This is a genomic window from Variovorax sp. CAN15, assembly GCF_030462475.1.
Taxonomy (GTDB): Bacteria; Pseudomonadota; Gammaproteobacteria; order Burkholderiales; family Burkholderiaceae_C; genus Variovorax.
This window is the reverse complement of sequence record NZ_JASMRZ010000010.1, coordinates 102,630-128,738: the sequence shown is the minus strand read 5'-3', so window position 1 is coordinate 128,738 and position 26,109 is coordinate 102,630. Positions and strand designations below refer to the sequence as shown.

Here is a 26,109-nt window from a genome sequence, read left to right as displayed (position 1 = left end):
TGGTAGTCCTTCGCATCACACCGGAAGGGCGTGCGGCGCTTACCAAAGGCATCAGTCCCAATCTCTAGCTGGGAGGGGAAAGTCGCTCCAGGAAATCCAGGAGGCTGTCTACATCAGTGGACTTGTCGAACACGGCGTCAGCGCCCAGCATCAGAGCGCGGCGCCGGACCTCCTCCGTGGCGTAATTTGAGAAGATGACAACGCGCTGATTGGGTTTCCTAGTGCTGCACCAGGCGATGACGTTCAGGCCTGAGCCTTCGCGCAAGAAAAGGTCTACGACGGCGACGTCCCACCCATCGTGCGACTCGAGCCAAGCGATTGCCTCCGCTTCCGTTTCAGCCACGCCCTCTATGCGAGCCTGCGACAGCGCTTCAAGCGTAGGAATCAGGTTTTCGCGGATCAGGCGGTTGTCTTCGACGAGGAGGGCGTGCAGGACCATCCACGGAACATAGGGCTCAGTACAGGAGCCTTTGTAGGAGCACGCATCAGCGCGCAGTCATCCGACATGGGTGGTGACGTGCGCGCGTAGGGTCCGTGGCAGCTGGTCGCGCAAAACTTCGATCAACCCCTTTCCCGGATGGTGAATTGAAAGGGTTGGGCCCAGCCTGCGTGCTGGGCCTTTTCTTGACCCTTCCCCGAAGTTCACTCACTCGAGCTCGATACCACCGTCACCAACCGGATCGGCGTCCTCATCCTCATTCGACATTGCCGCTCGCCATCGCAGTGCGCCGGCATCGAAGGCTGCTTGTGCCGTGGCATAGCCTTCCTCAGAGGCCGCGAATTCTCTAAGCTGGTCGACCTCGTGGCCAGTGGCTTCGAGCAGTAGCCAGTGGTATTGGTCGCTGTGGTCGGGATCTTCAATGACCGTGAGCGCGAGGTGAGACAGTTTCATGTGGGCTGGCCCCCGCCGATACGACCTTGCTTCATCAAGTCGACAACGCCTTCGGCGAAGGCGATCTGTTGATGCGAGAGCGATGCTCCAGGCACGAGGAGGCCCACTCGCTCTGCGAGTGCCTGCAGGACCGCTCGGTTTGACTCGGGTGCGGCGGGAAGGGGAATGCTTGAATCAGCTTCGGGCATGGCAAAAAATCCTTGAATTGCCCGTTCGGGCTATGTGAAAAATCGGACCAAGGCGCGCTACCGTGCCTTCCAGCGTGAAAGTGCGCAGGGACGCTCGGCCTTCCGCCGCAAACGCTGGCGAACTCCAAGGCTGTCCATTGGCATAGCGCGCTCTCCTGGCAGTCGGATGCCTGTCACCGCTTGTACCCCAACAGCTTCATTGCCTCAGCCAGCGGCTGGCGCGTCTTCCAATACCCGGCCCACGGGTCTGACGTTTGGAAAGACAGGTGCTCGCGCGCGGTGCGCACGGTCCACTGTGCGCCGCTCTTCAGCTTGGGAAGGTCGTCCCAACTCACAGGAATCGACACTCCCAGGCCCGGCCGCGCGCGTGCGGAGAATGCCGCGGCCGTGGTCGCGCCATGGCCGTTGCGAAGAGCCCGCGAATTCGATGGTGTAGCCCGTACCGCCCGCCGTGCCGATCTTGCCGATGATGGCCAGCACGATGTCCTTGGCGGTACAGCCGAGCGGCAGCTTGCCATCGACCTTCACAAGCATGTTCTTGGCCTTCTTGCCCAGCAGCGTCTGCGTGGCCATGACGTGCTCGACCTCGCTGGTGCCGATGCCGTGCGCCAGCGCGCCGAAGGCGCCGTGCGTGGAGGTGTGCGAGTCGCCGCAGACGACAGTCATGCCCGGCAGCGTCGCGCCCGACTCGGGGCCGATCACGTGCACGATGCCCTGGCGCTTGCTCAGGAAGGGGAAGAACGCGGCCGCGCCGAACTCGGCGATGTTGTGGTCGAGCGTGGTGACCTGTTCCTTGCTGGTCGGATCGGCAATGCCTTCGTAGCCGCGCTCCCAGCCCGTGGTGGGCGTGTTGTGGTCGGCGGTGGCCACCACCGAACTGATGCGCCACAGCTTGCGGCCCGCTTCGCGCAGGCCTTCGAAGGCCTGGGGGCTGGTCACTTCATGCACCAGGTGGCGGTCGATGTAGAGGATCGCGGTGCCGTCTTCCTCGGTATGGACGACGTGTTCGTCCCAGATCTTGTCGTAGAGCGTGCGTGCCATGTCGGTCTCTTCTGTCTTTCGTGGGGAAATGGAATTGTCTGTTGTCGCGGCCTAGGCAGCGAGTTGCTCGCCGGCATCCGCGGCCGCGTGCAGGTGATTCACCAGCGAGCGCGCCGCCACGGGCAGGGTGGAGAAATCTCGTGCCACCAGCCTGATCTCGCGCGCGGCCCAGGCGTCGTCGAGCGGGATGCTCACGAGGCCGTGGCCGATGCCGTTGCGCATGAGCTCGAAGGCCCGCTGCGGCATCACGCCGATGCCCAGGCCGTTCTCGATCATCCGGCACATGGCGTCGAGGCCCGTCACGTGGATGCGCAGCTTGATGCTGCGGCCGGCGTCGAGCGCGGCCTCGTGCATCGCGACGTAGATCGAGCTGTTGGTGTGCAGGCCGACGTGGTCGAAGTCGAGCGAATCGACGAAGTCGATGCTGCCCTCGGCCGCCAGCGCATGCTCCGTGGGCACGATCAGCGCCAACCGGTCATGCCGGTACGGCAGGCTCTGAAGCTCGCCCGCGCCGCCGGCCACGTGGCACACGCCGAGGTCGGCCGCGCCTTCCTGCACCGCGCGGATCACCTCGCTGCTGAGGTGCTCTTCGAGGTCGATCTTGATGGCCTCGTGGGCGCGAGTGAACACGCCCAGGTCTTCCGGAAGGAACTGCACGATCGCCGAGATGTTGGCGTGCACCCGCACATGGCCGCGCACTCCGTCGGCGTATTCGCTGAGCTCGCCCTGCATCTTCTCCAGGCTGTAGAGCACCGAGCGCGCGTGGTGCAGCAGGCTTTCGCCGGCGGGCGTGAGGTCGACGCCGCGCGCATGGCGGTAGAGCAGGGTGGTGCCGAGCGTGGCCTCGAGGTCTGACAGCCGCTTGCTGATGGCCGAGGCCGCGATGAACTCGCGCTCCGCCGCGCGCCCGATGCTGCCCAGCTCGCACACGGCGACGAACAGCTGCAGCGACGTGAGGTCGATGCGGCGGGCGAAGTTGCGTTCTGACGTGCTCATGGGGTTGCGGGCATCGCATTTGGCGATGAGGAAGCCATTTTCTCCCTGTTTTTATGTGCCAGGCATCGTGATGCGAGATGGCCTTGGTGCCAAGTGGCGACGGGCAACGCGTGGACCGGGATGGACACCTCGGCATCGACCTGCAACGTTGCCGTGTCAGTGATTTGGCTATCACCTGTTCCGGTGATTTCTGCGCGCCGACGAAAACGATACCCTCGCCCCGCTTTTGGATATTTGGTTACATTTCGGCCTATTTGGTTGCAATTCATTACTGAGGCGGGGGCATGAACACGATTTATCGCAGCGTATGGAACGCTGCACTGGGAGCCTGGGTGGCCGTTTCGGAGGTGTCGCATCGGCGCGGGCGGCAAGCTTCTTCGGTCACCGCGGCCGTGTGCCTGCTGGCCCTGGCTGGCCTGCCGGCGGGCGCCTGGGCGCAGGCCAGTGGTGGTACTGCATTCGTCGCGGGCGGGGGTACTGGCGGGCGGGGCGGTGCTGGAAATGGCACTGGCGGCGGCGGCGGCAACATCGGCATGTACCCCACCAGCAACGGATCGTCTCCATCGGGGGGCAGTGGCGGAGCCGGCGGCAACGGAGCGGCTGGTGCCGGCGGAATCGGAGGGGCGGTGGGCGCGGCCGGCGTTACTGCCTCCGTCGGAGGATCGCCGGGAAGCGGCGGCATCCCCGACCCTGATCCGACCTATGGCGCGGGCGGCGGCGGTGGCGGTGGCGCCGCCGTGTACACCTCCGGCACCTCCATCACAGTGATGGGCGCAACCACGCTCGTGGGGGGCGGTGGCGGCGATGGTGGAAGCGGGCGACTGGCCGGCGGCGGCGGTGGTGGCGGCGCGGGCCTTCAGGGTGTCGCCGCCAATGCGGTGGTAGTCAATAACTCGGGCCTGGCCATCGTCGGCGGTAATGGCGGCAACGGCGGTATCGGCCAATGGGCCGGCGGTGGCGGCGGCGGCGGAGACGGCATCGTGCTGCAAGGCGGCAGCGCCACCGTCACCAACACCGGCACGGCCATTGGCGGGAGCGGCGGGAATGGCGGCGTGGCGACCATCGGCGGCATGGTGGGCGGCGGCGGCGAGGGCGGCGCCGGGCTGGCGCTGGAGTCCAGCGGCAACTCGATGCTCAATACCGGGGCACTGGTGGGAGGCGCGGGCGGTGCCGGCGGAAGCAGCGCCGCCAACGGCATCGGAGGCGCAGGCCTGCGCATCCGCGGCAATGCGAACAGCATCGTCAACAGCGGCACCCTGACAGGTGGCATGGGCGGTGACGGCGTCACGCGCGGCGACGCGGTGCGCGTCACCGGCAGCGACAACTCGGTCGAGCTGCAGAACGGTTCGGTGATCGACGGGACCCTGTCGGCATTCGGCACCGGCAACGTGCTGCGCCTGGCGGGCGCGGCGACCGACGGCACCACCTCGCTCGGCGCAGCGACCTACCGCGGCTTCGAGCGCTACGAGAAGATCGGCGCCAACACCTGGACGCTGACCGGCACCACCACCGAACTGACGCCATGGACGGTGCTTGGCGGCACGCTCGCCATTGCCGACGACAGCGCGCTCGGCAATTCCTCCGGCAGGCTCACGCTCGACGCCGGCACGTTGCGCTCCACCGGCACGACCACCGGCACGCGCGCCATCACCCTCGGGGCGGGCGGCACGACCTTCGAAGTCGACCTGGTGCGCACGCTGACCCTCAACGGCACGCTCTCCGGTCCGGGCAGCCTGCGCAAGACCGGCGCCGGCACGCTGGTGCTCGGTGCGGCCAACAACTACGTCGGCGGGACGGCCGTGGAGGCGGGCAGCCTCAATGCAGCCGCCACAGGCGCGCTGGGCAGCGGCCCTGTCTCGGTGGCGGCCAATGCCTCGCTGCTCTTCAGCGGCGCCACGGACGCGAGCGGGCTGACCATCACCGCCGCCGAGCGCGGCGCAGTCGGCAATGCCGGCTTCGTCCGCTTCGGCGACACCGCCTCGGCAGGCAATGCCCGTCTCGTCATGAACAACGGCGCGGCGGCCGAGTTTCGCGACAACGCCTCCGCGGGCAACGCCGTCATCGAGAACCATGGCGGGCTGACCAACATCTGGTCCAACGCGACGGCCGGCAGCGCGCGCATCACCAACTTCTCGGGCGGCCAGATCAACCTGCTGGACGACGCCAGCGCGGGCCAGGCGACCTTCGTCAACGAAAGCGGCGGCCTGATCGACATCTTCGACCGCGCGAGCGCCGGCCAGGCCACGGTGGTCAACAACGCGGGCGGGCGCCTGCGCATCCGCTCGCTGACCGCCGGGGGAATCTCCATCGGCTCGCTTTCAGGTGCAGGCGACGTGATCCTCGGCGCCAAGGCGCTGACCACGGGCGGGCTGAACGCCAGCACCGAAGTCTCGGGCGTGATTTCGGGCGCCGGTGGCTCGCTGGTGAAGGTGGGCACCGGCACGCTCACGCTTTCGGGCGCGAACACCTATACCGGCGGCACCGCGCTGCGCCAGGGGCGCCTGAACCTCGGCAACAGCCAGGCGCTGGGCACCGGCACGCTGTCGATGGACGACGACACCACCCTGGGCTTCAGCGCCGACGGGCTGACGATCGCCAACGCGATCCAGCTCACCGGCAGCACCGATCCGGTCATCGACACCGGCGCCTTCAACGCGACCCTGAGTGGCGCGATCAGCGGCGGCGGCTTCATCACGAAGCAGGGCACGGGCACGCTGACGCTTTCGGGCGCCAACAACTACACCGGCGCCACCAACGTCGCGCAGGGCACGCTCAAGGCGGGCGCCGCCAATACCTTCAGCGCGGTCTCCGCCCACAGCGTGGCCTCGGGCGCTACGCTGGACCTTGCAGGCTTCAGCCAGACAGTGGCCTCGCTGGCCAACAGCGGCACCGTCTCGCTCGCGGGCACGACAGCGGGTACCACGCTGACGGTGACGGGCGCCTACGTCGGCAACGGCGGCGTGCTCCGGCTGGGAACCGCGCTCAACGGCACCGGACCTTCGGACCGCCTGGTGATCGAGGGCGGCACGGCCAGCGGCAAGACCACTGTGCAGATCGCCAACCTCGGCGGCCTGGGGGCGCTCACCAGCGGCAGCGGCATCGAGGTGGTCACGGCGCAGAACGGCGCCACCACGACCGCGCAGACCACCAAGGACGCCTTCAGCCTGGCCAACGGCCACGTCGATGCCGGTGCCTATGAGTACCGCCTGTACGCGGCTGACGCCAACGGCGCGGGCGAGAACTGGTACCTGCGCTCGAGCGCCATCGGAGCGATCGGCGCGCCCGTGCCGGTCGTCACCTACCGCGCCGAAGCGTCTCTCTATGGCGCGCTGCCGAGCCAACTGCGCCAGGGCAACCTCGCGATGCTGGGCGACCTGCGTAAGCGCGTGGGCGACGACGACGTCAAGGGCGGCGCGGCCGCACCGAGTGCCTCGAACCGCCGCGCCTGGGCCCGCGTGCTCTCCGCCGACATCGACATCCAGCAGGGCGGCGCGGTCGCCCCGGGCAGCAAGGGGCGCCTCACCGGCTTCCAGGCCGGCACCGACCTGCTGGCCATGCCGGACTGGCGTGCCGGCATCTACGTCGGCCAGCTCGACGGCGACGCCAGCGTGCGCGGCTTCGCCAGCGGCATCCAGAACCTGGGCGTGGGCCGCAACGACCTGCGCAGCCAGTACCTGGGCGTGTACGGCACCTACAGCAATGACAGCGGTTTCTATGCCGACGTGGTGGTCCAGTCGGGCCGCCACCGCTACACGGTCGAGCCGCTGGCGAGCCAGGGCACGAGCGGCAAGGGCAACAGCCTGCTGGGCTCCATCGAGGTGGGGCAGGCCTTCGCGCTGGGCGGCAGCGGCTGGAGCATCGAGCCGCAGCTGCAGCTGATCCATCAGCACATGGACCTGAGCAACTCCGCCATCGTCGGCGCGATCGCGCAGCCGCAGGCCGACAGCGGCTGGATCGCGCGTGCGGGCGTGCGGGTCAAGGGCGAGATCGCCACGGGGCTCGGCACGCTGCAGCCGTACGGGCGCTTCAACATCTACCGGACATCGAGCGGCGCGGACGTCGCGCGCTTCGTGAATGGCGCGACCACCACCGACATCGCCGCGCCGACCGGCGGCACGAGCACCGAGCTCGCGGGCGGCTTCACGCTGGCGCTGGGCGGGTCGACGAGCCTGTATGGCGAAGTCGGCAAGCTGTGGTCGTCGGGTGGCGATGCCAAGGTGAAGAGCGGCATCAACGGCTCGGTGGGCGTGCGCGTGAAGTGGTGACCCGACGCTGATGCGGAAGGCCTGACGCCACAACGAAAAAAGCTGCCCGAGGGCAGCTTTTTCATTGAGCGAGGCAATCAGCCAGTCGATCAGCGAGCCGAGATCGGCTTCACGTCGCGCTTGGGCGAGCCTTCGAACAACTGGCGCGGGCGGCCGATCTTGTACTCGGGGTCGCCGATCATTTCGTTCAGCTGGGCGATCCAGCCGACCGTGCGGGCCAGCGCGAAGATCGCGGTGAACAGCGGCACCGGAATGCCGATGGCGCGCTGCACGATGCCCGAGTAGAAGTCGACGTTCGGGTAGAGCTTGCGCGACACGAAGTACTCGTCTTCCAGGGCGATCTTTTCCAGTTCCTTGGCGAGCTTGAACAGCGGGTCGTTTTCCAGGCCCAGCTCGGTCAGCACTTCGTTGCAGGTTTCCTGCATCAGCTTGGCGCGCGGGTCGTAGTTCTTGTACACGCGGTGGCCGAAGCCCATCAGCTTGACGTTCGAGTTCTTGTCCTTGACCTTCTTGATGAACTCGCCGATCTTCTCGACGCCGCCTTCCTTCTGGATGTCGTACAGCATGTTGAGTGCTGCTTCGTTGGCGCCGCCGTGGGCGGGGCCCCACAGGCAGGCCACGCCGGCCGCGATGGCCGCGAAGGGGTTCGTGCCCGACGAGCCGCACAGGCGCACCGTCGAGGTCGAGGCGTTCTGCTCGTGGTCCGCGTGCAGGATGAAGATGCGGTCGAGCGCGCGCTCGAGCACCGGGTTCACCTTGTACTCCTCGCACGGCGTGGCGAACATCATGTGCAGGAAGTTGCCGGCGTAGCTCAGGTCGTTCTTCGGGTACATGTACGGCTGGCCGATCGTGTACTTGTACGCCATGGCCACGAGCGTGGGCATCTTCGCGATCAGGCGGATCGCGGCGATCTCTCGGTGCTCGGGATTGTTGATGTCCGTGCTGTCGTGATAGAAGGCCGACAGGGCGCCCACCAGGCCGGTCATGATGGCCATCGGGTGCGCGTCGCGGCGGAAGCCGCGCAGGAAGAACTGCATCTGCTCGTTGACCATCGTGTGGTTGGTCACGAGCTTGGTGAAGTTGGCCTTCTTGGCCGTGTCCGGCAGTTCACCGTACAGCAGCAGGTGGCAGGTCTCGAGGAAGTCGCAGTTGGTCGCGAGCTGCTCGATGGGGTAGCCGCGGTACAGCAGCTCGCCCTTGTCGCCATCGATGTACGTGATGGCCGACTGGCAGGCGGCGGTCGACATGAAGCCCGGGTCGTACGTGAACATGCCGGTCTGCGCATACAGCTTGCGGATGTCGATCACGTCGGGGCCGACGGTGCCCTTGTAGATCGGCAGTTCGACGCTGTCGCCGCCATTGCTGAACGACAGCGTGGCCTTGGTATCGGATGCTTTCATTTCGGTTTACTTTCAGAGGTGGATTCAGGACGAAGGAGAAATTGCAGGGCGCTGCGCGCCGTCGGCGCGCATGAGCTGCAGCAATGCGACCACCTCGGCCCCGGCCCATGCGGGCTCGGGCTCCTTTCTGCGCAGAAGGAGGTCGAGGAGATCGTTGTCCGACAGGTCCATCAATGTCTCCATCGCTCCCGCCTGACCCACGGTCATGCGGGATTCGTGCCGCTCGAAGAAGCGGGCGATGAACAGGTCGTTCTCGAGCAGCCCGCGCCGGCAGCGCCACTTGAGCTTGCTCAGCGCGCGTTCGCTGAGCAGCTCCTGGGAGTCGGCGACGGGTTGCATGATTGCTTTCTGAAGAACTGCTGGACCGAGGGGCTCAGATGGCGCGGCGCACCATCAATTCCTTGATCTTGCCGATGGCCTTGGTCGGGTTCAGGCTCTTCGGGCACACGTCCACGCAGTTCATGATCGTGTGGCAGCGGAACAGGCGGTAGGGGTCTTCCAGGTTGTCCAGGCGCTCGGCGGTGGCTTCGTCGCGGCTGTCGGCGATGAAGCGGTAGGCCTGCAGCAGGCCGGCGGGGCCCACGAACTTGTCGGGGTTCCACCAGAAGCTCGGGCAGCTCGTGGAGCAGCTCGCGCACAGGATGCACTCGTACAGTCCGTTGAGCTCCTCGCGCTCCTCGGGCGACTGCAGGCGTTCCTTCTCGGGCGGCACGGTGTCGTTCTGCAGGTACGGCTTGATCGAGTTGTACTGCTTGAAGAACTGGGTCATGTCCACGATCAGGTCGCGGATGACGGGCAGGCCCGGCAGCGGCTTGAGCACGACGGTGCCCTTGAGCGTGTTCATGTTGGTCAGGCAGGCCAGACCGTTCTTGCCGTTGATGTTCATCGCGTCGGAGCCGCAGACGCCTTCGCGGCACGAGCGGCGGAACGACAGCGTAGGGTCCTGCGCCTTGAGCTTCATGAGCGCGTCGAGCAGCATGCGCTCATGGCCGTCGAGTTCGATCTCGACCGTCTGCATGTAGGGCTTGGCGTCCTTGTCCGGGTCGTAGCGATAGATCTGGAATGTGCGCTTCATCGTATGTTCCTAATTTTTAGAATGTCCGGACCTTCGGGGGCACCGAGGCGACCGTCAGGGGCTGAAGCTTGACCGGCTTGTACGACAGGCGGTTGTCCTCGCTGTACCAGAGCGTGTGCTTCATCCAGTTGGCGTCGTCGCGGCCGAGCGGCGCGACAGGATCGTCGGCCGGACGCTCGTAGTCCTCCACGGTGTGGGCGCCGCGGCATTCCTTGCGGGCTGCTGCGGAAACCATGGTGGCCTGCGCCACTTCGATCAGGTTGTCGACTTCCAGCGCTTCGATGCGGGCGGTGTTGAACACCTTCGACTTGTCCTTCAGGCCGATGGCCTTGACGCGCTCGCGCACGGCGGCGATCTTGGTGACGCCTTCGTCCATCGAGGCCTGCTTGCGGAACACGGCGGCATGCTGCTGCATGACGGCGCGGATCTCGCCGGCCACGTCCTGCGCGTACTCGCCGCCGGTGGTGGCTTCGAGGCGGTTCAGGCGCTCCAGCGTGCGGTCGGCCGCATCGTTGGGCAGGGGCTTGTGTTCCTTGAGCTTGTCGTTGAACTCGACGATGTGGTTGCCGGCCGCGCGGCCGAACACCAGCAGGTCGAGCAGCGAGTTGGTGCCCAGGCGGTTGGCGCCGTGCACGCTCACGCAGGAGCATTCGCCTACGGCGTAGAGGCCGTTCACGACGGCGCTGTTGTCCTCGCCCTTCTGGATGACGACCTGGCCGTGGATGTTGGTGGGGATGCCACCCATCTGGTAATGGATGGTAGGCACGACGGGAATGGGTTCCTTCGTGATGTCGACGTTGGCGAAGTTGACGCCGATCTCGTACACCGAAGGCAGGCGCTTGTGGATGGTGTCCGCGCCAAGGTGGTCGAGCTTGAGCAGCACGTAGTCCTTGTTGGGACCGCAGCCTCGGCCTTCCTTGATTTCCTGGTCCATCGAGCGCGACACGAAGTCGCGCGGCGCCAGGTCCTTCAGCGTGGGCGCATAGCGCTCCATGAAGCGTTCGCCGTTGCTGTTCAGCAGGATCGCGCCTTCGCCGCGGCAGCCTTCGGTGAGCAGCACGCCCGCGCCGGCCACGCCGGTCGGGTGGAACTGCCAGAACTCCATGTCCTGCAGCGGGATGCCCGAGCGTGCAGCCATGCCGAGGCCGTCGCCGGTGTTGATGAAGGCGTTGGTGGAAGCCTGGAAGATGCGGCCCGCGCCGCCGGTGGCCAGCAGCACGGTCTTGGCCTGCAGGATGTGCAGGTCGCCGGTTTCCATTTCGAGCGCGGTCACGCCGACCACGTCGCCTTCTTCGTCACGGATGAGGTCGAGCGCCATCCATTCGACGAAGAACTGGGTGCGGGCTTCGACGTTCTTCTGGTAGAGCGTGTGCAGCATCGCGTGGCCGGTACGGTCGGCCGCGGCGCAGGCGCGCTGCACGGGCTTCTCGCCGTAGTTGGCGGTGTGGCCGCCGAACGGACGCTGGTAGATGGTGCCGTCGGGGTTGCGGTCGAAGGGCATGCCGAAGTGCTCGAGCTCGTACACGACCTTCGGGGCTTCACGGCACATGAACTCGATCGCATCCTGGTCACCGAGCCAGTCGGAGCCCTTGATCGTGTCGTAGAAGTGGTAGTGCCAGTTGTCCTCGCTCATGTTGCCCAGCGAGGCGCCCACGCCGCCTTGCGCGGCGACGGTGTGCGAGCGGGTCGGGAACACCTTGGAGAGCACGGCCACGTTGAGGCCGGCACGTGCGAGTTGCAGCGAGGCGCGCATGCCGGAGCCGCCGGCACCGACGATCACGACGTCGAACTTGCGCTTGGTGATTTTTTCTTTTGTGTAGGTCATGGTGGGTCAGATCTTCCAAAGCACTTGAATGGCCCAACCCGCACAACCGACAAGCCAGACGATGGTGAAAACTTGCAGCACGAGACGGATGGCGACGGGCTGGACATAGTCCATCCACACGTCGCGCATGCCGACCCAGACGTGGTAAAGCAGGGCGACGATCACGGAGAAGGTCAGGACCTTCATCCACTGCGCGGCGAAGATGCCGGCCCACAGGTCGTAGCCGATGGGGCCGCGGGTGAAGACCAGCTGCGCGAGCAGGATGATCGTGAAGAGCGCCATCAGGCAACCCGTGATGCGCTGGCCGAGCCAGTCGCGCAGACCGTAGTGGGCGCCGACGACGACGCGCTTGGAGCCGTAATTCACAGACATGGTTGGCTCCTTCTCAGTACAGGCCGAACAGCTTGGCGCCGAGCACCAGCGTGAGGATGATGCTCGCGGCCAGCGTGAAGATGGCGGAGCTGTTGCCGAACTCCTTGTTCACGGCGGAGTGGCTCACGTCCATCCAGAGGTGGCGCAGGCCGGCGATGAAGTGGTGCAGGTAGGCCCAGATGAGCGCGAGCGCCACGAGCTTGAAGAACCACCCCGGAACAAAGCCAAGGCCGCTGTTGAAGGCGGCCTTGAAGCGGGCGAACGAATAGTCGGAGGACAGCGAGGTGTCGAACATCCAGATGATGAACGGCATCAGCAGGAACATCAGCACACCGCTGACGCGGTGCAGGATCGACACGATGCCCGCTGGCGGAAGCCGGTAGGTCGTAAGGTCGGTGAAGGCGTTGATGTTGCGGAATTCGCGACGCTTGGGCCGGGGAGGAGTAGCAAGCTCTGTCATTGGGGGATGGGCTTTCGTGGCTTTTTGTGACTTGTTGGCTTGTTGCTTGTTCTGAGAGCGAACGCTTTTGTTTCTTATGGGGAAGTGCAAACAACGCAAAATTCTATTGCAATGCACCATCGCGCTGCGGACGCGTGCGAGTCACTGCACCGTTGCAGTCGGATGCTATTGACTTCGTAGCGCAATGCGCACGCTGCATGCGCGCGTCGGCGCGCCTGTAATCGGCCCTCATCTGCATCGCGGTCAGCCCAGCTGGTTCCTGTAGTGGTGCGTATCGGTGCGATAGAGACCGCGGCGCAGTTCCATCGGCGTGTCATGGTAGGTGTGCGCCACGCGTTCCACGCTCAGCAGGGGCATCTGCGGGGGCACGTCGAGCAGCGCGGCCTGTTCGGCATCGGGCAGCACGGCACGGATTTTTTCTTCGGCGCGCACCATGCGCACGCCGAACTCGGTCTCGAAGAGCGCGTACATCGGACCGGGCCATGCACGCAGCCGTTCCGCGGTGAGTCCCTTGAATGGCGCGCCGGGCAGCCAGAGGTCTTCGAGGATGGTGGGTACGCCGCCATAGGCAAGTACGCGGCGCACCTGCAGCACGGCGTCGGCGGTGCGCAGGCCGAGTGCGCGCGCCACGTCGGCCGATGCGCGCTGGCGCTTGCAGTCGACGATGGTGCGTACGGCCGGGCCTTCGGTGCTCGGGTCGCCTTCGTCGGGCACCAGCTTGAGGAAGCGGTACTGCACATGCTGCTCGGCATGCGTGGCGACGAAGGTGCCCTTGCCCTGGCGGCGCACCACCAAATTCTCGGCGGAGAGCTCGTCGATGGCCTTGCGCACCGTGCCCTGGCTCACGCGGTAGCGCACGGCCAGGTCCATCTCGCTCGGGATGGGTTCGCCCGGCTTCCACTCGCCCGCCTGCAGGCTCTGCAGGATCAGGGTCTTGATCTGCTGGTAGAGCGGACTGAAGGACGGCGTCGCGGGCTCGTCGAATGGGGTGGGCGTGTTCATGGCAGCGGTGGGGTGCGCCTTGGCGGACCCTCTGAGGATATCTTATATAAGACATAAGACGAGGCTCATTGAATCGGCTTAAAATGCGGCCGGTCCCGCGCTGCGGGAAGGTGTACTTCACCCCGCAGAACCCCTGGCGCCCCACGAGAGCGCCGACACTGTTTCATTACCTTCTGGAGTCTTCCCATGAGCAAAAAGCCCGTCCGCGTTGCCGTCACCGGTGCCGCCGGTCAAATCGGTTACGCCCTGCTGTTCCGTATCGCCTCCGGTGAAATGCTCGGCAAAGACCAGCCGGTCATCCTGCAACTGCTCGAGATCCCCGACGAGAAGGCCCAGAAGGCGCTCAAGGGCGTGATGATGGAACTCGACGACTGCGCGTTCCCGCTGCTGGCCGGCATGGAAGCCCACGGCGACCCGATGACCGCCTTCAAGGACGCCGACTACGCACTGCTGGTCGGTTCGCGCCCCCGCGGCCCCGGCATGGAACGTGCCGAACTGCTGGCCGTCAACGGCGCCATCTTCACGGCGCAAGGCAAGGCCCTGAACGCCGTCGCCAGCCGCAACGTCAAGGTGCTGGTGGTCGGCAACCCGGCCAACACCAACGCCTACATCGCCATGAAGAGCGCGCCCGACCTGCCGCGCAAGAACTTCACCGCGATGCTGCGCCTGGACCACAACCGCGCCGCCAGCCAGATCGCCGCCAAGACCGGCAAGGCCGTGGCCGACATCGAAAAGCTCACCGTGTGGGGCAACCACTCGCCCACGATGTACGCCGACTACCGTTTCGCCACCATCAACGGCGAAAGCGTCGCCAAGATGATCAACGACCAGGAATGGAACGCCAACGTGTTCCTGCCGACCGTCGGCAAGCGCGGCGCGGCCATCATCGAAGCACGCGGCCTGTCGTCGGCCGCCTCGGCCGCCAACGCCGCCATCGACCACATGCGCGACTGGGCCCTGGGCACCAACGGCAAGTGGGTCACCATGGGTATCCCGTCGGACGGCCAGTACGGCATTCCGAAGGACGTGATGTTCGGCTTCCCCGTCACCTGCGAGAACGGCGAGTACAAGCTGGTCGAAGGCCTCGAGATCGATGCATTCAGCCAGGAACGCATCAACAAGACGCTGGAAGAGCTCGAGGGCGAACGCGCCGGCGTCGCCCACCTGCTGTAAGCCACCGCCGACCAGCATGCTCGACTGGAACCCCGCGCTCTACCGTCGCTACGAGGACGAGCGCACCCGTCCCGCGCAGGAGCTCCTTGCGCGGGCGCCGCTGACCGAAGCGGCCCGCGTGGTCGACCTCGGCTGCGGCCCGGGCAATTCCACCGAGCTGCTGGTCAACCGGTTCCCGAAGGCGCAGGTCATCGGGACCGACAACTCCGAAGCGATGCTGGTCAGCGCGCGCGAGCGCCTGCCGCAGGCGCGCTTCGAGTTGAGCGACATCGCGACCTGGGCGCCGCGATCGAAAGAAGAAGCGCCCGACCTCATCTATGCCAACGCGTCCCTGCAGTGGGTGCCCGATCACGAAAAGCTGATCCCGCGCCTGTTCGACGCATTGGCGCCGGGTGGCGTGCTCGCCATCCAGATGCCCGACAACCGCCAGGAGCCCACGCACCGCCTGATGCGCGCGCTGGCCGCCGAGGCGCCGTGGGCCGAGCCCATCGGCGATGCCGACAGGCTGCGCACGCTGCTGCTCGACCTGCGTGGCTACTACGACCTGCTGGCGCCGAGCGCCGCGCATGTCGATGTCTGGCACACCATCTACCAGCATCGCATGGCCGACGCGGCTTCTATCGTCGAATGGGTGCGCGGCACCGGCCTGAAGCCCTTCGTCGACCGCCTGTCGCCCGACCTGCAGGCGAGCTACCTCGCCGAATACCAGCGCCGGGTCGACGAGGCGTATCCGGTGCGCACCGACGGCAAGCGGCTGCTGGCCTTCCCGCGCATGTTCATCGTCGCGCAGAAGAGCGGAAAGAGCGACAAGGCATGACGAAGTCGGCCCACCCCGCTGAAGTGCTGCTCGGCGCGCAGGCCGGCGCGGTGGCGCTGCCGGTTTGCGACCACTACAGCGGCGTCGAGGCGCGCATGAAGAAGAGCCTCGCGCTCCAGGCCGAGATGGCCGAGGAGTTCGGCGCCTGCGTGTTCGACGTCACCCTCGACTGCGAGGACGGCGCTCCCGTGGGCGGCGAGGCCGACCATGCCGCGCTCGTCACCGAGCTCGCGCTGGCCGCGAAGCCCGGCATGCGCGTCGGCGTGCGCGTGCATCCCGTCGACCATCCGGCTTTCGCGGGTGACGTTGTCACCATCGCCGGCCGCGCCGGTTCGCGGTTGAGCCACCTGATGGTGCCCAAGGTCGAATCGGCGGCCGATGTGCATCAGGCCGTTGCAGCCCTCGACGCGGCCGATGCCGGCGCGCTGCCGCTGCACGTGCTGATCGAATCGCCGCTGGCGGTGCACAACGCCTTCGAGATTGCCGCCCATCCGCGCGTGCAGTCGCTGAGCTTCGGCCTGATGGATTTCGTCTCGGCGCATGCCGGCGCCATTCCGGCCGAAGGCATGGGCGCGGCAGGGCAGTTCAGCCATCCGCTGGTGGTGCGCGCCAAGCTGGCCATCGCGTCGGCGGCACACGCCTACGGCAAGGTGCCATCTCACTGCGTGGTCACCGAGTTCAACGACACTGGCGCCATGCGCACGGCGGCTCGCAAGGCGGCCGCCGAATTCGGCTACACGCGCATGTGGAGCATCCATCCGAACCAGATCCGCCCGATCCTGGAAGCCTTCGCGCCGGACGAGTCGCAGATTCAAATTGCCACAAAAATCCTTGTAAAGGCGGCCGCCGCGGATTGGGCTCCGACACAAATTGATGGCACATTGCACGACCGCGCGAGCTACCGCCATTTCTGGCAGGTTCTGACGCGCGCCCACGCAACAGGGCGCGCGTTGCCTTCCGAGGCGAAAGCCTGGTTTGCATTCGCGGCCTCCTGAAACGAAACCTTCGAACCCAGCCTCAAGGAAACCCACACATGAAGAAAATTGCCCTGATCGCCGCCGTCGCCCTGGCCCTGCCGTTCGCGGCCGTGGCACAGAGCACGACGCCGGCCAAGCCCGCGGCCAAGGCCGAGGCGAAGAAGAAGGCCCCCCCGAAGCGCCAGGTCACCCGCAAGGCCGCCAAGGCGGTGGAAGAAGTCACGCCGATCGGCGACGACACCAACATCGTCCTCACCGACGCCGACCTCGAAGTTGCCAAGCGCGTGTCGCTCGGCAAGGCCCAGTGCGAACTCGGCGCCGACGTGACCGTCACGGCCGACGAGAAGAAGCCCGGCTTCTTCACCGTCAGCACCAAGGGCGCCAAGTACCGCATGCACCCGGTCGAAAGCCGCACCGGTGCCATCCGCCTCGAAGACCCGCGCGCCGGCGCCATGTGGCTCCAGCTCGGCAACAAGTCGATGCTGATGAACCAGAAGGCCGGCCTGCGCATCGCCGACGAATGCCAGACCGAAGCCCAGATCGCGTTCGCCGCCGAGATGAAGAAGAACCCGCCCAAGGCCCTGTTCGACGGTGCCGACGGCGAGAAGAAGTAAGCGCCCCTACGGGCGTGCGGCGCGGCTCTTGCTTGACCGTGGGAGCCGCCCCGCATGCCCGCCAGCCCAGTTTCCGGAGAAAAGAAGATGTTGCAAGCCTACGTTGACCATGTTGCCGAACGCGCCGCGCTCGGTATCCCGCCGCTGCCCCTGAGCGCGAAGCAGACCTCTGAAGCGATCGAGCTCCTCAAGAGCGCTACGCCCAAGGACGGCGCCTTCCTGCTCGACCTGCTGACCCACCGCGTGCCTGCCGGCGTCGACGACGCCGCCAAGGTCAAGGCGAGCTACCTCGCGGCCGTGGCCCACGGCACCGAGAAGAGCGCGTTCATCTCGCGCGCCCGCGCCACCGAACTTCTCGGCACCATGCTCGGCGGCTACAACATCAGCCCCCTGATCGATCTGCTCGACGATGCCGAAGTCGGCACCGTGGCGGCAGAGGGCCTCAAGAAAACCCTGCTGATGTTCGACCAGTTCCACGACGTCAAGGAAAAGGCCGACAAGGGCAACACCAACGCCAAGGGCGTGCTGCAGAGCTGGGCCGATGCCGAGTGGTTCACCAGCCGCCCCGAAGTGCCGCAGAGCCTGACCATCACGGTCTTCAAGGTTCCCGGCGAAACCAACACCGACGACCTCTCGCCCGCGCCCGACGCCACCACGCGCCCCGACATCCCGATGCACGCGCTGGCCATGCTCAAGAACAAGCGTGAAGGCACCGCGTTCCAGCCCGAGGAAGACGGCAAGCGCGGCCCGGTCAAGTTCATCGAGTCGCTCAAGGAAAAGGGCCACCAGGTCGCCTACGTGGGCGACGTGGTCGGCACTGGCTCCAGCCGCAAGTCGGCCACCAACTCGGTGCTGTGGTTCACGGGCGAAGACATCCCCTTCATCCCCAACAAGCGCTTCGGTGGCGTGTGCCTGGGCACGAAGATCGCCCCGATCTTCTACAACACCATGGAAGACGCCGGCGCGCTGCCCATCGAGCTCGACGTGAGCCAGATGGAGACCGGCGACGTCGTCGAGCTGCGCCCCTATGAAGGCAAGGCGCTGAAGGACGGCAAGGTCATCGCCGAGTTCACGGTCAAGAGCGACGTGCTGTTCGACGAAGTGCGCGCCGGCGGCCGCATTCCGCTGATCATCGGCCGCGGCCTCACCACCAAGGCACGCGAAGCGCTGGGCCTGCCCGCCTCGACGCAGTTCCGCTTGCCGCAAAGCCCGGTCGACACCAAGAAGGGCTTCTCGCTCGCACAGAAGATGGTCGGCCGCGCCTGCGGCCTGCCCGAAGGCCAGGGCGTGCGCCCGGGCACGTACTGCGAACCCAAGATGACCTCGGTCGGTTCGCAGGACACCACCGGCCCGATGACGCGCGACGAGCTGAAGGACCTGGCTTGCCTGGGCTTCTCGGCCGACCTCGTGATGCAGTCGTTCTGCCACACCGCCGCCTATCCGAAGAAGGTGGACGTGAAGATGCACCACGAGCTGCCCGACTTCATCAGCACCCGCGGCGGCGTCTCGCTGCGTCCGGGCGACGGCGTGATCCACTCGTGGCTCAACCGCCTGCTGACGCCCGATACCGTGGGCACCGGCGGCGACAGCCACACCCGCTTCCCCATCGGCATCAGCTTCCCGGCCGGTTCGGGCCTCGTGGCCTTCGCAGCCGCCACCGGCGTGATGCCGCTGGACATGCCTGAATCGGTGCTCGTGCGCTTCAAGGGCAAGATGCAGCCCGGCGTCACGCTGCGCGACCTGGTCAACGCGATTCCGCTGTACGCCATCAAGTCCGGCCTGCTGACGGTCGAGAAGAAGGGCAAGAAGAACATCTTCTCGGGCCGCATCCTCGAAATCGAGGGCCTGCCCGACCTGAAGGTGGAACAGGCCTTCGAACTGAGCGACGCCTCGGCCGAACGCTCGGCCGCCGGCTGCACGGTGCACCTGAACAAGGAACCGATCATCGAGTACATCAACAGCAACATCACGCTGATGAAGTGGATGATCGCCGAGGGCTATGCCGACGCACGCACGCTGCAGCGCCGCATCGCCGCCCAGGAAGCCTGGCTGAAGGACCCGCAGCTGCTCAAGGGCGACGACGACGCCGACTACGCGGCCGTCATCGAGATCGACCTGGCCGACATCCACGAGCCGATCGTGGCCTGCCCGAACGACCCCGACGACGTGAAGACGCTGTCGGACGTGGCCGGCGCCAAGATCGACGAAGTGTTCATCGGCTCGTGCATGACCAACATCGGCCACTTCCGCGCCGCGTCGAAGCTGCTCGAAGGCAAGCGCGACATCCCGGTCAAGCTGTGGATCGCGCCGCCGACCAAGATGGACGCGCAGCAGCTCACCGAAGAAGGCCACTACGGCGTGTTCGGCAATGCCGGCGCCCGCACCGAAATGCCGGGCTGCTCGCTGTGCATGGGCAACCAGGCCCAGGTGCGCGAAGGCGCCACCGTCATGTCGACCAGCACCCGCAACTTCCCGAACCGCCTGGGCAAGAACACCAACGTGTACCTGGGCTCGGCGGAACTGGCCTCCATCTGCTCGAAGCTCGGCCGCATCCCGACGCGCGAGGAATACATGGCCGACATCGGCGTGATCAACAGCAACGGCGACAAGATCTACCAGTACCTGAACTTCGACAAGATCGAGGACTACAAGGGCGTGGCGGATACGGTCGCGGCCTGATCGCAACTGCCTCCTGATCACCTCATCCGGGTGATTCCAGGATAAGGCCCCGCTTCGGCGGGGCTTTGGCGTTTGGGCGGGGCGCTTTGCTCAGAGCGGCGGCTGATTGGGCTGCAGGTGCTCCTGCCCCTTGAGCACCATCGCTGCGCCGGCCGGGCCGCCGACCGCATGGGGCAGTGCGTTGAGCAGCGAGTTGGCGAAGTCGCCGCGATACAGCTTCGCGCCCTGGTGCGACAGGTTGGAATTGGCATCGATGTAGATCGATTCGCCCAGCCCCGTCCAGAGGCGGCAGAAGCCGTAGTCCTCCGACAGGTAGCGCCGCGTCTGCGGATCGACCATCACGTCGAAGAAGCGGTAGTGCAGGCCCAGGTCGGCCTCGCCGATGCTGTCGGGCACGTAGCTGAGATCGGGGTAGCCCGCCATGAGCCGCTCGAACACCGAGCGCTTGATCACCATGAAACCGGTGGGCGCCTCGGTCATCTTCATGAAGCCGTCGGGCTGCACTTCGAGCTCGACCCGCGAGGTGATCTCGGAGGCCTTGGCGTTGACCGTGTAGCGGGTGAAGGTGGATTCGAACTGCTGCTGCGTCGTGCCCGCGGCCACGCCGCCGTCGGGCCAGTTCTCCCGCTTCAGCGGATAGACGCCCGCCGCGACGTCGTAGCCCGACAGCAGGAGGCGGAAGGCCGCCTGCGCCGAGAAGCCGATGTCGGCGTCGATCCAGAACAGGTGCGTCCATTGCGGATTGGCCAGGAACTGGGCCACGCAGTTGTTCCGCGCGCGCGTCACCAGGCTCTCGCCCTGGTGCGTGAGCACCTGCAGCCGCATGCCGGCGCGTTCGGCCTGCACGGTGAAGTTCAGCATCGAGTTGACGTAGTTCAGGAAGACCTTGCCGTCGTGGCTCGGCGTCATGATCACGGGGAAGAACTGCCGGAGTTCGGATGGGTCGAGCATGTCGGTTCCGTTCGCTTGTCGTTGGCTGTGACTGCCGAGCTTATCGGGCTGCGCGCCGCATCAGGCCGAGCAGCAGGGTGTCGTAGACCTCCGTGGCCGCGGCGTTGCCGGGGAGGTAGCGGCCGATCAGGCTGCGCTGGCGTTCGCGGTACGCGTCGGCCTGCGCGTCGTGCGTGTCGATGGCCTCGATCACACGGGCGCTGGCGCCGGCCACGTCGTTGCCCTGGTAGTAGTAGCCCAGGTCCGCGCACAGGTGTGCGTTGTGCACCAGCGGGTAGCCCTGCCAGCAGGTCTCCAGGTAGAAGTAGTTGAGCGGGTTCTCCCACTGGTGCGAGACCACGATGTCGGTGCTCTGCGCGAGGAACACGGGCGTCTCGTGCCGGCCCAGGAAGACGGCCTTGTGCTGGCGCACCAGGTCGAGCTGGTTCATCAGCGTGATGAACTCCATGTTCTCCTTCGCCAGCCGCTCGGCGTTGGTGACCTGCAGCAGGGCGATGGCCTCCGGCCGCGACCGGTAGGCCAGCTCGGCGATCAGCACCGGGTAGAGGCAGAACTTCACCACGTTGATGTTCGGCTCCATCACGCTGAGCCGGCGCGGGCCGGCCTTCGGCTGGTAGACGCCGGCATCGGGCAGCGTGCGCGTGCGTTCGTCCAGGAACACCGGGCTCCAGACGAAAGGCACCGGGCGTGCATCGGCCCGGCGCAGCACCTCGAAGTACGGCTGGCTGATGTTGGCCACCTGCGGAACCATCCAGATGTCGTCGTAGCGCTGGTTGACGAACAGGTTCTGTCCCCAGAGCGGCTTGTTGAACAGCATCGCCTCCATGGCGTGCACGTATTCGAAGCCGCAGCAGTACGACACCAGCCGTGCGCCGCGCTGCTTCAGGTAGTCGGTCTGCGCCGCGTCGATCTGGCCCCCGAGTTCGATCAGCACGTCGACGTTGTCCTTGGCCGCCTCGAAGGTCACTGTGGGCCAGCGCGCCTGGTCCCAGGGCAGGGCCGGCGTGATCGGGATGGCCGTGGTGTTAACAAGCACCACCGACGCCACGGTCGGACAGTGCTTCAGCGCCTCCGCCAGGAAAACGGCGTTCTGCTTGATGCCGTTGTTCCAGAGCGTTTCGGCCTCGTGATGAAGGCCGATGGTGATTCCGATGCGCAGCCTGGAGGCGAGGGACATTTGAATTGTTTCTTAAATGTTAATTGCCGGAGGCAGACTTATTTGCGTGAAAAAGATCACAAAACTTGGTATTTGGTTGTGATCAATTTCACGATTTTAAATTCTCGGCAGACCTTTGCGTTCAAAGAAATCAACAAGCGAACGCCTGCGTGACATCACGGAGAACGGCTCGAAAAGTCCATCAAATAGGAGGTGTTCGATGCAAATGGATGGAGTTGGAGGGCTGCCGCGCCTCAATTGGAACCCTGTTTCAACACTCATCGTTAACTTCTGGCATGCAAGTCAGGACGCTTTTTGAAATTTTTGTGAACTAAATCATCAGAGGAGATTTTGAAGATTGTTGCGGTGCACCGGAAATGTAAACAACTCCGTACATTCCACCATTCTTGTAATCGAGGTGCCTTATTGAGCGCCTCCGCGATGGAGCCTGAGGCAGGAAGCATCGCATTTCTGCCAATCCGAATCCGTCCACACCGCGAGCCGATATTCACATGAACAAGTCTTACAGAAGCATATGGAACGAAAGCCTGGGCGCCTGGGTGGCGGCATCGGAGATCACCTCGGCGCGCGGCAAGCGAAGCGGTTCCAGCGTGACCACCACGGTCGCGGCGATCGGTCTGGCGATCGCCTCCATGGCGTTCGGTCCGCATGCGGGAGCCTCGGTGCTCGGGCCGTCGGGCACCTGCGTGACCGGCGGCGGCACCGGTCCTGACGGCACGACGGCGTACGGGGCCACCGTTGCCCCGGCCGACGGCTCGGGCGTGTGGTCGACGGTGGCCGGCTGCTCCTCGAACGGTGGCAACTACCTCGGCGTGACGACCATCGGCTCCTTCACCACCGCCCAGGGCGCGGGCGCCACGGCCATCGGCATGGCGGCAGTGGCCAACAAGCTCGCCACCGCACTGGGCCACCAGGCTCAGGCCACCGGCATCACGAGCCTGGCCGCCGGTTTCAATGCACGCAGCGCCGGCGACAACAGCACCGCCCTCGGTTCCGCCGCCAACGCGATCGGTACCAGCAGCGTGGCGGTGGGCAATGCGGCCAGCGCGCGGGGCGTCAACGGCATCGCCATCGGCCTGAACGCCAATGCCGCCAGCGTCGGTGCCAGCAACCTGGCGATCGGCTGGGGCGCCAACGCGAGCGGCACCGCCGCCGGCCTTGGCGACGCGACCGCGATCGGCACGGGCGCGAAGGCCACCGGACAGGATTCGACCGCGGTCGGCGGCCAGACCTCGGCCACCGCCACGAACACGCTGGCCATCGGCAACAACGGCACCAGCGCAACCGCGCAGGGCGCCACCGCATTCGGCGTGGGCGCCAAGGCCTCCGGCCAGAACTCGCTCGCGGCCGGCAACGGCACCACGGCGTCGAACAACGGCTCCATCGCCATCGGCAGCAACGCGACCGGCGTCGCCAATTCCGCGGCGACCGACGGCATCGCCATCGGCGGCCAGTCGTCGGTGGTGGCGGCAGCCACCTCGGGCATCGCCCTCGGACGCGGCGCGGTGGTCAACGGCGCCTTCGGCATCGCCCAGGGCGATGGCGTGACCAGCGGCGCCACGGGCCAGAACGTGGCGATCGGTTCCGGCGGCACCACCGCGAACAGCAGCACCGCCGCCGGCGGCGCGGTGGCGATCGGCCGTGGCCAGAAGGCCACTGGCAACGGCGCGGTGGCCATCGGTGATCCGAACACCTCCACCGGCAACGGCGCGGTCGCCGTAGGCGCCGACAACACGGCCAACGGAACCGGCGCCATCGCGCTCGGCAACCTCAACAACGCGACCGGCAACGCGGCCGTCGCGCTCGGCAACGCTTCCAACGCGACCGCCGGCGGTGCGGTGGCGATCGGCAGCGCGGCGAATGCCTACGCTTCCGATGCCGTCGCCATCGGCACGGGTGCGCGCGCCAACACCTTCGGCACCGCCGTCGGCATCAGCTCCAACGCCTACGGCCTCAGTTCCTCCGCCTATGGCCAGGCGGCGAGCGCGCAGGGCCTGAACTCGACCGCCGTGGGCTTCAAGAGCACGGCGTCCGGCGCCTCGAGCACGGCCTTCGGCGAAAGCTCCAGCGCCTCCGGCGATTTCTCGCTGGCCATGGGCAACAGCGCGAACGCCATCGGCACGAACAGCGTGGCCGCCGGCGCCGCGGCGCAAGCCAATCAGAACTCGGGCACCGCCGTGGGTACTTTCGCGCAGGCGACCGGCGCTTCGTCGACGGCCCTGGGCGCGGCTGCCAACGCGGTGGGCGACAGGAGCGTGGCGGTCGGCCGCACCGCCGTGGCCAACGGCACCGGCGGCGTCGCCGTCGGCAATCTCGCCAACGCAGTGGCCGCCAATGCCGTGGCCGTCGGCGTCACTTCCATCGCCACCGGTGCCGATTCGCTCGCGCTGGGCACCAACGCGCGTGCGGCCGCCGACGGTTCCATCGCCATCGGCAAGAACTCGGCGATCGGCTCCACCACGGATGTCAACACGATCGCCATCGGCACGAACGCGAACAGCTGGGGCGGGAGCATCGCGCTGGGTACCGGCGCATCCGCCGACCAGATCGGCGTCGCGGCCCAGAACGCCGGCATCGCCATCGGCGGCAACGCCACGACCGATGACCGGACGACCCGCAGCATCGCGATCGGCAATGGCGCGACGGTCAAGCCGCCAGGCGCGACGGTGGTCGATGCCGCGATCGCACTGGGCGCCAACGCGACCGGCGCCGCGTCGAACACGGTGGCCATCGGCACGCTGGCCAATGCGACGTACGCCAACAGCGTCGCGATCGGCGCGGGCAGCGTGACCGGCACGGCGGCGCCGGCCGGCAAGGGCTTCCTCACCGGCACCGCCGCGCCTGCTTCCGAAGTCTCGGTGGGCTCGTCTTCCGCCCTGCGTCGAGTCACGAACGTGGCCGACGGCTCCGCCCCCCAGGACGCCGTGACCGTGGCCCAGCTGAGCACCGGCATGAGCACCACCGCGAGCAGCATCGGGAGCCTTTCCACCGGGCTGAGCACGACCAACAGCAGCCTGTCCAGCCTCTCGACCTCGACGTCGACCGGCCTGAGCACCACGAACAGCTCCGTTGCAAGCCTGTCGACCTCGACTTCCACCGGGCTCAGCACCGCAACGAGCCGGATCAACAGCCTGTCGACCTCGACCTCGACGGGGCTGAGCACCGCCACCAGCAGCATCAGCAGCCTGTCGACCTCGACCTCCACCGGTCTGAGCACCGCATCAAGCAGCATCGGCAGCCTGTCCACGTCGACTTCCACAGGCATCAGCAGCCTGTCGACTTCCGCCTCGACTGGCCTGAGCACCGCCACCAGCAGCATCAACAGCCTGTCGACTGGCCTGAGCACGACCAACAGCACCGTCAGCAGCCTGTCGACCGGCCTGAGCACCTCGGCGAGCAGCATCGGCAGCCTCTCGACTGCGCTGAGCACCACGAACAGCTCGGTTGCAAGCCTGTCGACCTCGACCTCCACCGGTCTGAGCACGGCAACCAGCAGCATCGGCAGCCTGTCCACGTCGGCCTCGACCGGCATCAGCAGCCTGTCGACTTCGACGTCGACGGGCCTGAGCACGACGAACAGCTCGGTTGCAAGCCTGTCGACCTCGACCTCCACCGGTCTGAGCACGGCAACCAGCAGCATCGGCAGCCTGTCCACATCGGCTTCGACCGGCATCAGCAGCCTGTCGACTTCGACGTCGACGGGCCTGAGCACCACGAGCAGCTCCGTTGCGAGCCTGTCGACCTCGGCCTCGACCGGTATCAGCAGCCTCTCGACCTCGACCTCGACCGGCCTGAGCACCACGAACAGCTCTGTTGCGAGCCTGTCGACCTCGGCTTCGACCGGTATCAGCAGCCTGTCGACTTCGACCTCCACGGGTCTGAGCACTGCAACGAGCAGCATCGGCAGCCTGTCCACGTCGGCCTCGACCGGCATCAGCAGCCTCTCGACCTCGACCTCCACGGGCCTGAGTACGGCGACCAGCGGCATCGGCAGCCTGTCGACCGGCCTGAGCACGACCAACAGCAACCTGAGCACCCTGAGCTCGTCGGTCAGTTCGATCTACAACACCGGCACGAAGTACTTCCACGCCAACAGCACCGGCGCGGACAGCCAGGCCATCGGCGCCAACAGCGTGGCCATCGGCCAGAACGCCGTCGCCAACGGCGACAACAGCGTGGCGTTGGGTGCTAACTCCACGGCCAGC

18 protein-coding genes and 4 pseudogenes are annotated in these 26,109 nt (G+C 66.4%); 8 read left to right on the top strand and 14 right to left on the bottom strand.

The annotated features are described in order from the left end of the window. Positions 1–64: 64 nt before the first annotated feature. From QMO14_RS10515 to QMO14_RS10495, 5 genes and pseudogenes are all read right to left on the bottom strand, one after another. Complete coding sequence (locus tag QMO14_RS10515; RefSeq protein WP_301506802.1) at positions 65–439, bottom strand: response regulator transcription factor; 375 nt, start codon at positions 437–439, stop codon at positions 65–67. Positions 440–646: 207 nt separating this feature from the next. Beyond that, positions 647–892: a hypothetical protein gene (locus QMO14_RS10510; protein WP_301506800.1), complete on the bottom strand. Its 246-nt coding sequence runs from the start codon at positions 890–892 to the stop codon at positions 647–649. Between the two features lie 361 nt (positions 893–1,253). Further along, positions 1,254–1,493: pseudogene (locus tag QMO14_RS10505) on the bottom strand (hypothetical protein); the annotation flags it as partial. 1 nt (position 1,494) lies between these two features. Beyond that, positions 1,495–2,121 (bottom strand): annotated as a pseudogene (locus QMO14_RS10500) (aconitase family protein); the annotation flags it as partial. A gap of 51 nt (positions 2,122–2,172) precedes the next feature. After that, positions 2,173–3,117, bottom strand: coding sequence for a LysR substrate-binding domain-containing protein (locus tag QMO14_RS10495; protein ID WP_301506799.1), 945 nt, complete (start codon positions 3,115–3,117; stop codon positions 2,173–2,175). Positions 3,118–3,401: 284 nt separating this feature from the next. Here QMO14_RS10495 and QMO14_RS10490 point away from each other — a divergent pair, with 284 nt between their 5' ends. Continuing rightward, a complete protein-coding gene (locus QMO14_RS10490) occupies positions 3,402–7,382 on the top strand; it encodes an autotransporter outer membrane beta-barrel domain-containing protein (RefSeq protein ID WP_301506796.1) in 3,981 nt (1,326 codons plus the stop codon). Between the two features lie 89 nt (positions 7,383–7,471). Here the strand turns inward: QMO14_RS10490 and gltA are convergent, their stop codons facing one another. From gltA to QMO14_RS10455, 7 genes are all read right to left on the bottom strand, one after another. Then, the gene (gltA, locus tag QMO14_RS10485; protein ID WP_301506794.1) at positions 7,472–8,782 is read right to left on the bottom strand and encodes a citrate synthase; all 1,311 of its coding nucleotides are present in this window, start codon (positions 8,780–8,782) and stop codon (positions 7,472–7,474) included. A 24-nt stretch (positions 8,783–8,806) separates the two neighbouring features. After that, positions 8,807–9,121: a succinate dehydrogenase assembly factor 2 gene (locus QMO14_RS10480; protein WP_301506792.1), complete on the bottom strand. Its 315-nt coding sequence runs from the start codon at positions 9,119–9,121 to the stop codon at positions 8,807–8,809. Between the two features lie 34 nt (positions 9,122–9,155). Further along, positions 9,156–9,857, bottom strand: a complete 702-nt coding sequence (locus QMO14_RS10475) for a succinate dehydrogenase iron-sulfur subunit (RefSeq protein WP_093049529.1) — start codon at positions 9,855–9,857, stop codon at positions 9,156–9,158. A 16-nt stretch (positions 9,858–9,873) separates the two neighbouring features. After that, on the bottom strand, positions 9,874–11,682 hold the full coding sequence (sdhA, locus tag QMO14_RS10470) for a succinate dehydrogenase flavoprotein subunit (protein ID WP_301506787.1): 1,809 nt from the start codon (positions 11,680–11,682) through the stop codon (positions 9,874–9,876). A 6-nt stretch (positions 11,683–11,688) separates the two neighbouring features. Further along, positions 11,689–12,054, bottom strand: a complete 366-nt coding sequence (gene sdhD, locus QMO14_RS10465) for a succinate dehydrogenase, hydrophobic membrane anchor protein (protein WP_301506785.1) — start codon at positions 12,052–12,054, stop codon at positions 11,689–11,691. Positions 12,055–12,067: 13 nt separating this feature from the next. Then, positions 12,068–12,514: a succinate dehydrogenase, cytochrome b556 subunit gene (gene sdhC, locus QMO14_RS10460; protein WP_301506783.1), complete on the bottom strand. Its 447-nt coding sequence runs from the start codon at positions 12,512–12,514 to the stop codon at positions 12,068–12,070. Between the two features lie 243 nt (positions 12,515–12,757). Continuing rightward, positions 12,758–13,516 carry a GntR family transcriptional regulator gene (locus QMO14_RS10455; protein WP_301506781.1) on the bottom strand — a complete coding sequence of 253 codons (759 nt, stop codon included), beginning with the start codon at positions 13,514–13,516 and terminating at the stop codon, positions 12,758–12,760. Positions 13,517–13,702: 186 nt separating this feature from the next. Between QMO14_RS10455 and QMO14_RS10450 the strand changes: the two genes are divergently transcribed. The 5 genes from QMO14_RS10450 to QMO14_RS10430 all read left to right on the top strand — a co-directional run bounded on the left by QMO14_RS10450 (position 13,703) and on the right by QMO14_RS10430 (position 19,776). Continuing rightward, on the top strand, positions 13,703–14,689 hold the full coding sequence (locus tag QMO14_RS10450) for a malate dehydrogenase (RefSeq protein WP_301506779.1): 987 nt from the start codon (positions 13,703–13,705) through the stop codon (positions 14,687–14,689). A gap of 16 nt (positions 14,690–14,705) precedes the next feature. After that, the gene (gene tam, locus QMO14_RS10445; RefSeq protein ID WP_301506777.1) at positions 14,706–15,506 is read left to right on the top strand and encodes a trans-aconitate 2-methyltransferase; all 801 of its coding nucleotides are present in this window, start codon (positions 14,706–14,708) and stop codon (positions 15,504–15,506) included. Then, positions 15,503–16,501, top strand: a complete 999-nt coding sequence (locus tag QMO14_RS10440; RefSeq protein ID WP_301506775.1) for a CoA ester lyase — start codon at positions 15,503–15,505, stop codon at positions 16,499–16,501. Before tam ends, QMO14_RS10440 begins: the two co-directional genes overlap by 4 nt. Positions 16,502–16,539: 38 nt before the next feature. Continuing rightward, positions 16,540–17,097 carry a hypothetical protein gene (locus QMO14_RS10435; protein ID WP_301506773.1) on the top strand — a complete coding sequence of 186 codons (558 nt, stop codon included), beginning with the start codon at positions 16,540–16,542 and terminating at the stop codon, positions 17,095–17,097. Between the two features lie 87 nt (positions 17,098–17,184). Further along, a complete protein-coding gene (locus QMO14_RS10430; RefSeq protein WP_301506771.1) occupies positions 17,185–19,776 on the top strand; it encodes a bifunctional aconitate hydratase 2/2-methylisocitrate dehydratase in 2,592 nt (863 codons plus the stop codon). Between the two features lie 90 nt (positions 19,777–19,866). Here QMO14_RS10430 and QMO14_RS10425 read toward each other — a convergent pair whose 3' ends face one another. Both QMO14_RS10425 and QMO14_RS10420 read right to left on the bottom strand, forming a co-directional pair. Beyond that, positions 19,867–20,727 (bottom strand): hypothetical protein, encoded by an 861-nt coding sequence (locus tag QMO14_RS10425; RefSeq protein WP_301506769.1) that lies wholly within the window; start codon positions 20,725–20,727, stop codon positions 19,867–19,869. 40 nt (positions 20,728–20,767) lie between these two features. Further along, positions 20,768–21,904, bottom strand: a complete 1,137-nt coding sequence (locus QMO14_RS10420; RefSeq protein ID WP_301506767.1) for a DUF2827 domain-containing protein — start codon at positions 21,902–21,904, stop codon at positions 20,768–20,770. A 491-nt stretch (positions 21,905–22,395) separates the two neighbouring features. Between QMO14_RS10420 and QMO14_RS33375 the strand changes: the two are divergent. Together QMO14_RS33375 and QMO14_RS33370 are read left to right on the top strand one after the other, a co-directional pair. Beyond that, positions 22,396–22,482 (top strand): annotated as a pseudogene (locus QMO14_RS33375) (ESPR domain-containing protein); the annotation flags it as partial. Between the two features lie 291 nt (positions 22,483–22,773). Then, positions 22,774–26,064: pseudogene (locus QMO14_RS33370) on the top strand (hemagglutinin); the annotation flags it as partial. Positions 26,065–26,109 lie beyond the last annotated feature (45 nt).

Coding starts and splice junctions, on each gene's coding strand:
- sdhD (WP_301506785.1), bottom strand. CDS start 12,054: ATGTCTGTGAATTACGGCTCCAAGCGCGTCGTCGTCGGCGCCCACTAC.
- QMO14_RS10420 (WP_301506767.1), bottom strand. CDS start 21,904: ATGTCCCTCGCCTCCAGGCTGCGCATCGGAATCACCATCGGCCTTCAT.
- QMO14_RS10425 (WP_301506769.1), bottom strand. CDS start 20,727: ATGCTCGACCCATCCGAACTCCGGCAGTTCTTCCCCGTGATCATGACG.
- QMO14_RS10450 (WP_301506779.1), top strand. CDS start 13,703: ATGAGCAAAAAGCCCGTCCGCGTTGCCGTCACCGGTGCCGCCGGTCAA.
- sdhC (WP_301506783.1), bottom strand. CDS start 12,514: ATGACAGAGCTTGCTACTCCTCCCCGGCCCAAGCGTCGCGAATTCCGC.
- QMO14_RS10440 (WP_301506775.1), top strand. CDS start 15,503: ATGACGAAGTCGGCCCACCCCGCTGAAGTGCTGCTCGGCGCGCAGGCC.
- QMO14_RS10430 (WP_301506771.1), top strand. CDS start 17,185: ATGTTGCAAGCCTACGTTGACCATGTTGCCGAACGCGCCGCGCTCGGT.
- tam (WP_301506777.1), top strand. CDS start 14,706: ATGCTCGACTGGAACCCCGCGCTCTACCGTCGCTACGAGGACGAGCGC.
- QMO14_RS10435 (WP_301506773.1), top strand. CDS start 16,540: ATGAAGAAAATTGCCCTGATCGCCGCCGTCGCCCTGGCCCTGCCGTTC.
- gltA (WP_301506794.1), bottom strand. CDS start 8,782: ATGAAAGCATCCGATACCAAGGCCACGCTGTCGTTCAGCAATGGCGGC.
- QMO14_RS10480 (WP_301506792.1), bottom strand. CDS start 9,121: ATGCAACCCGTCGCCGACTCCCAGGAGCTGCTCAGCGAACGCGCGCTG.
- QMO14_RS10495 (WP_301506799.1), bottom strand. CDS start 3,117: ATGAGCACGTCAGAACGCAACTTCGCCCGCCGCATCGACCTCACGTCG.
- QMO14_RS10515 (WP_301506802.1), bottom strand. CDS start 439: ATGGTCCTGCACGCCCTCCTCGTCGAAGACAACCGCCTGATCCGCGAA.
- QMO14_RS10490 (WP_301506796.1), top strand. CDS start 3,402: ATGAACACGATTTATCGCAGCGTATGGAACGCTGCACTGGGAGCCTGG.
- QMO14_RS10475 (WP_093049529.1), bottom strand. CDS start 9,857: ATGAAGCGCACATTCCAGATCTATCGCTACGACCCGGACAAGGACGCC.
- sdhA (WP_301506787.1), bottom strand. CDS start 11,682: ATGACCTACACAAAAGAAAAAATCACCAAGCGCAAGTTCGACGTCGTG.
- QMO14_RS10455 (WP_301506781.1), bottom strand. CDS start 13,516: ATGAACACGCCCACCCCATTCGACGAGCCCGCGACGCCGTCCTTCAGT.
- QMO14_RS10510 (WP_301506800.1), bottom strand. CDS start 892: ATGAAACTGTCTCACCTCGCGCTCACGGTCATTGAAGATCCCGACCAC.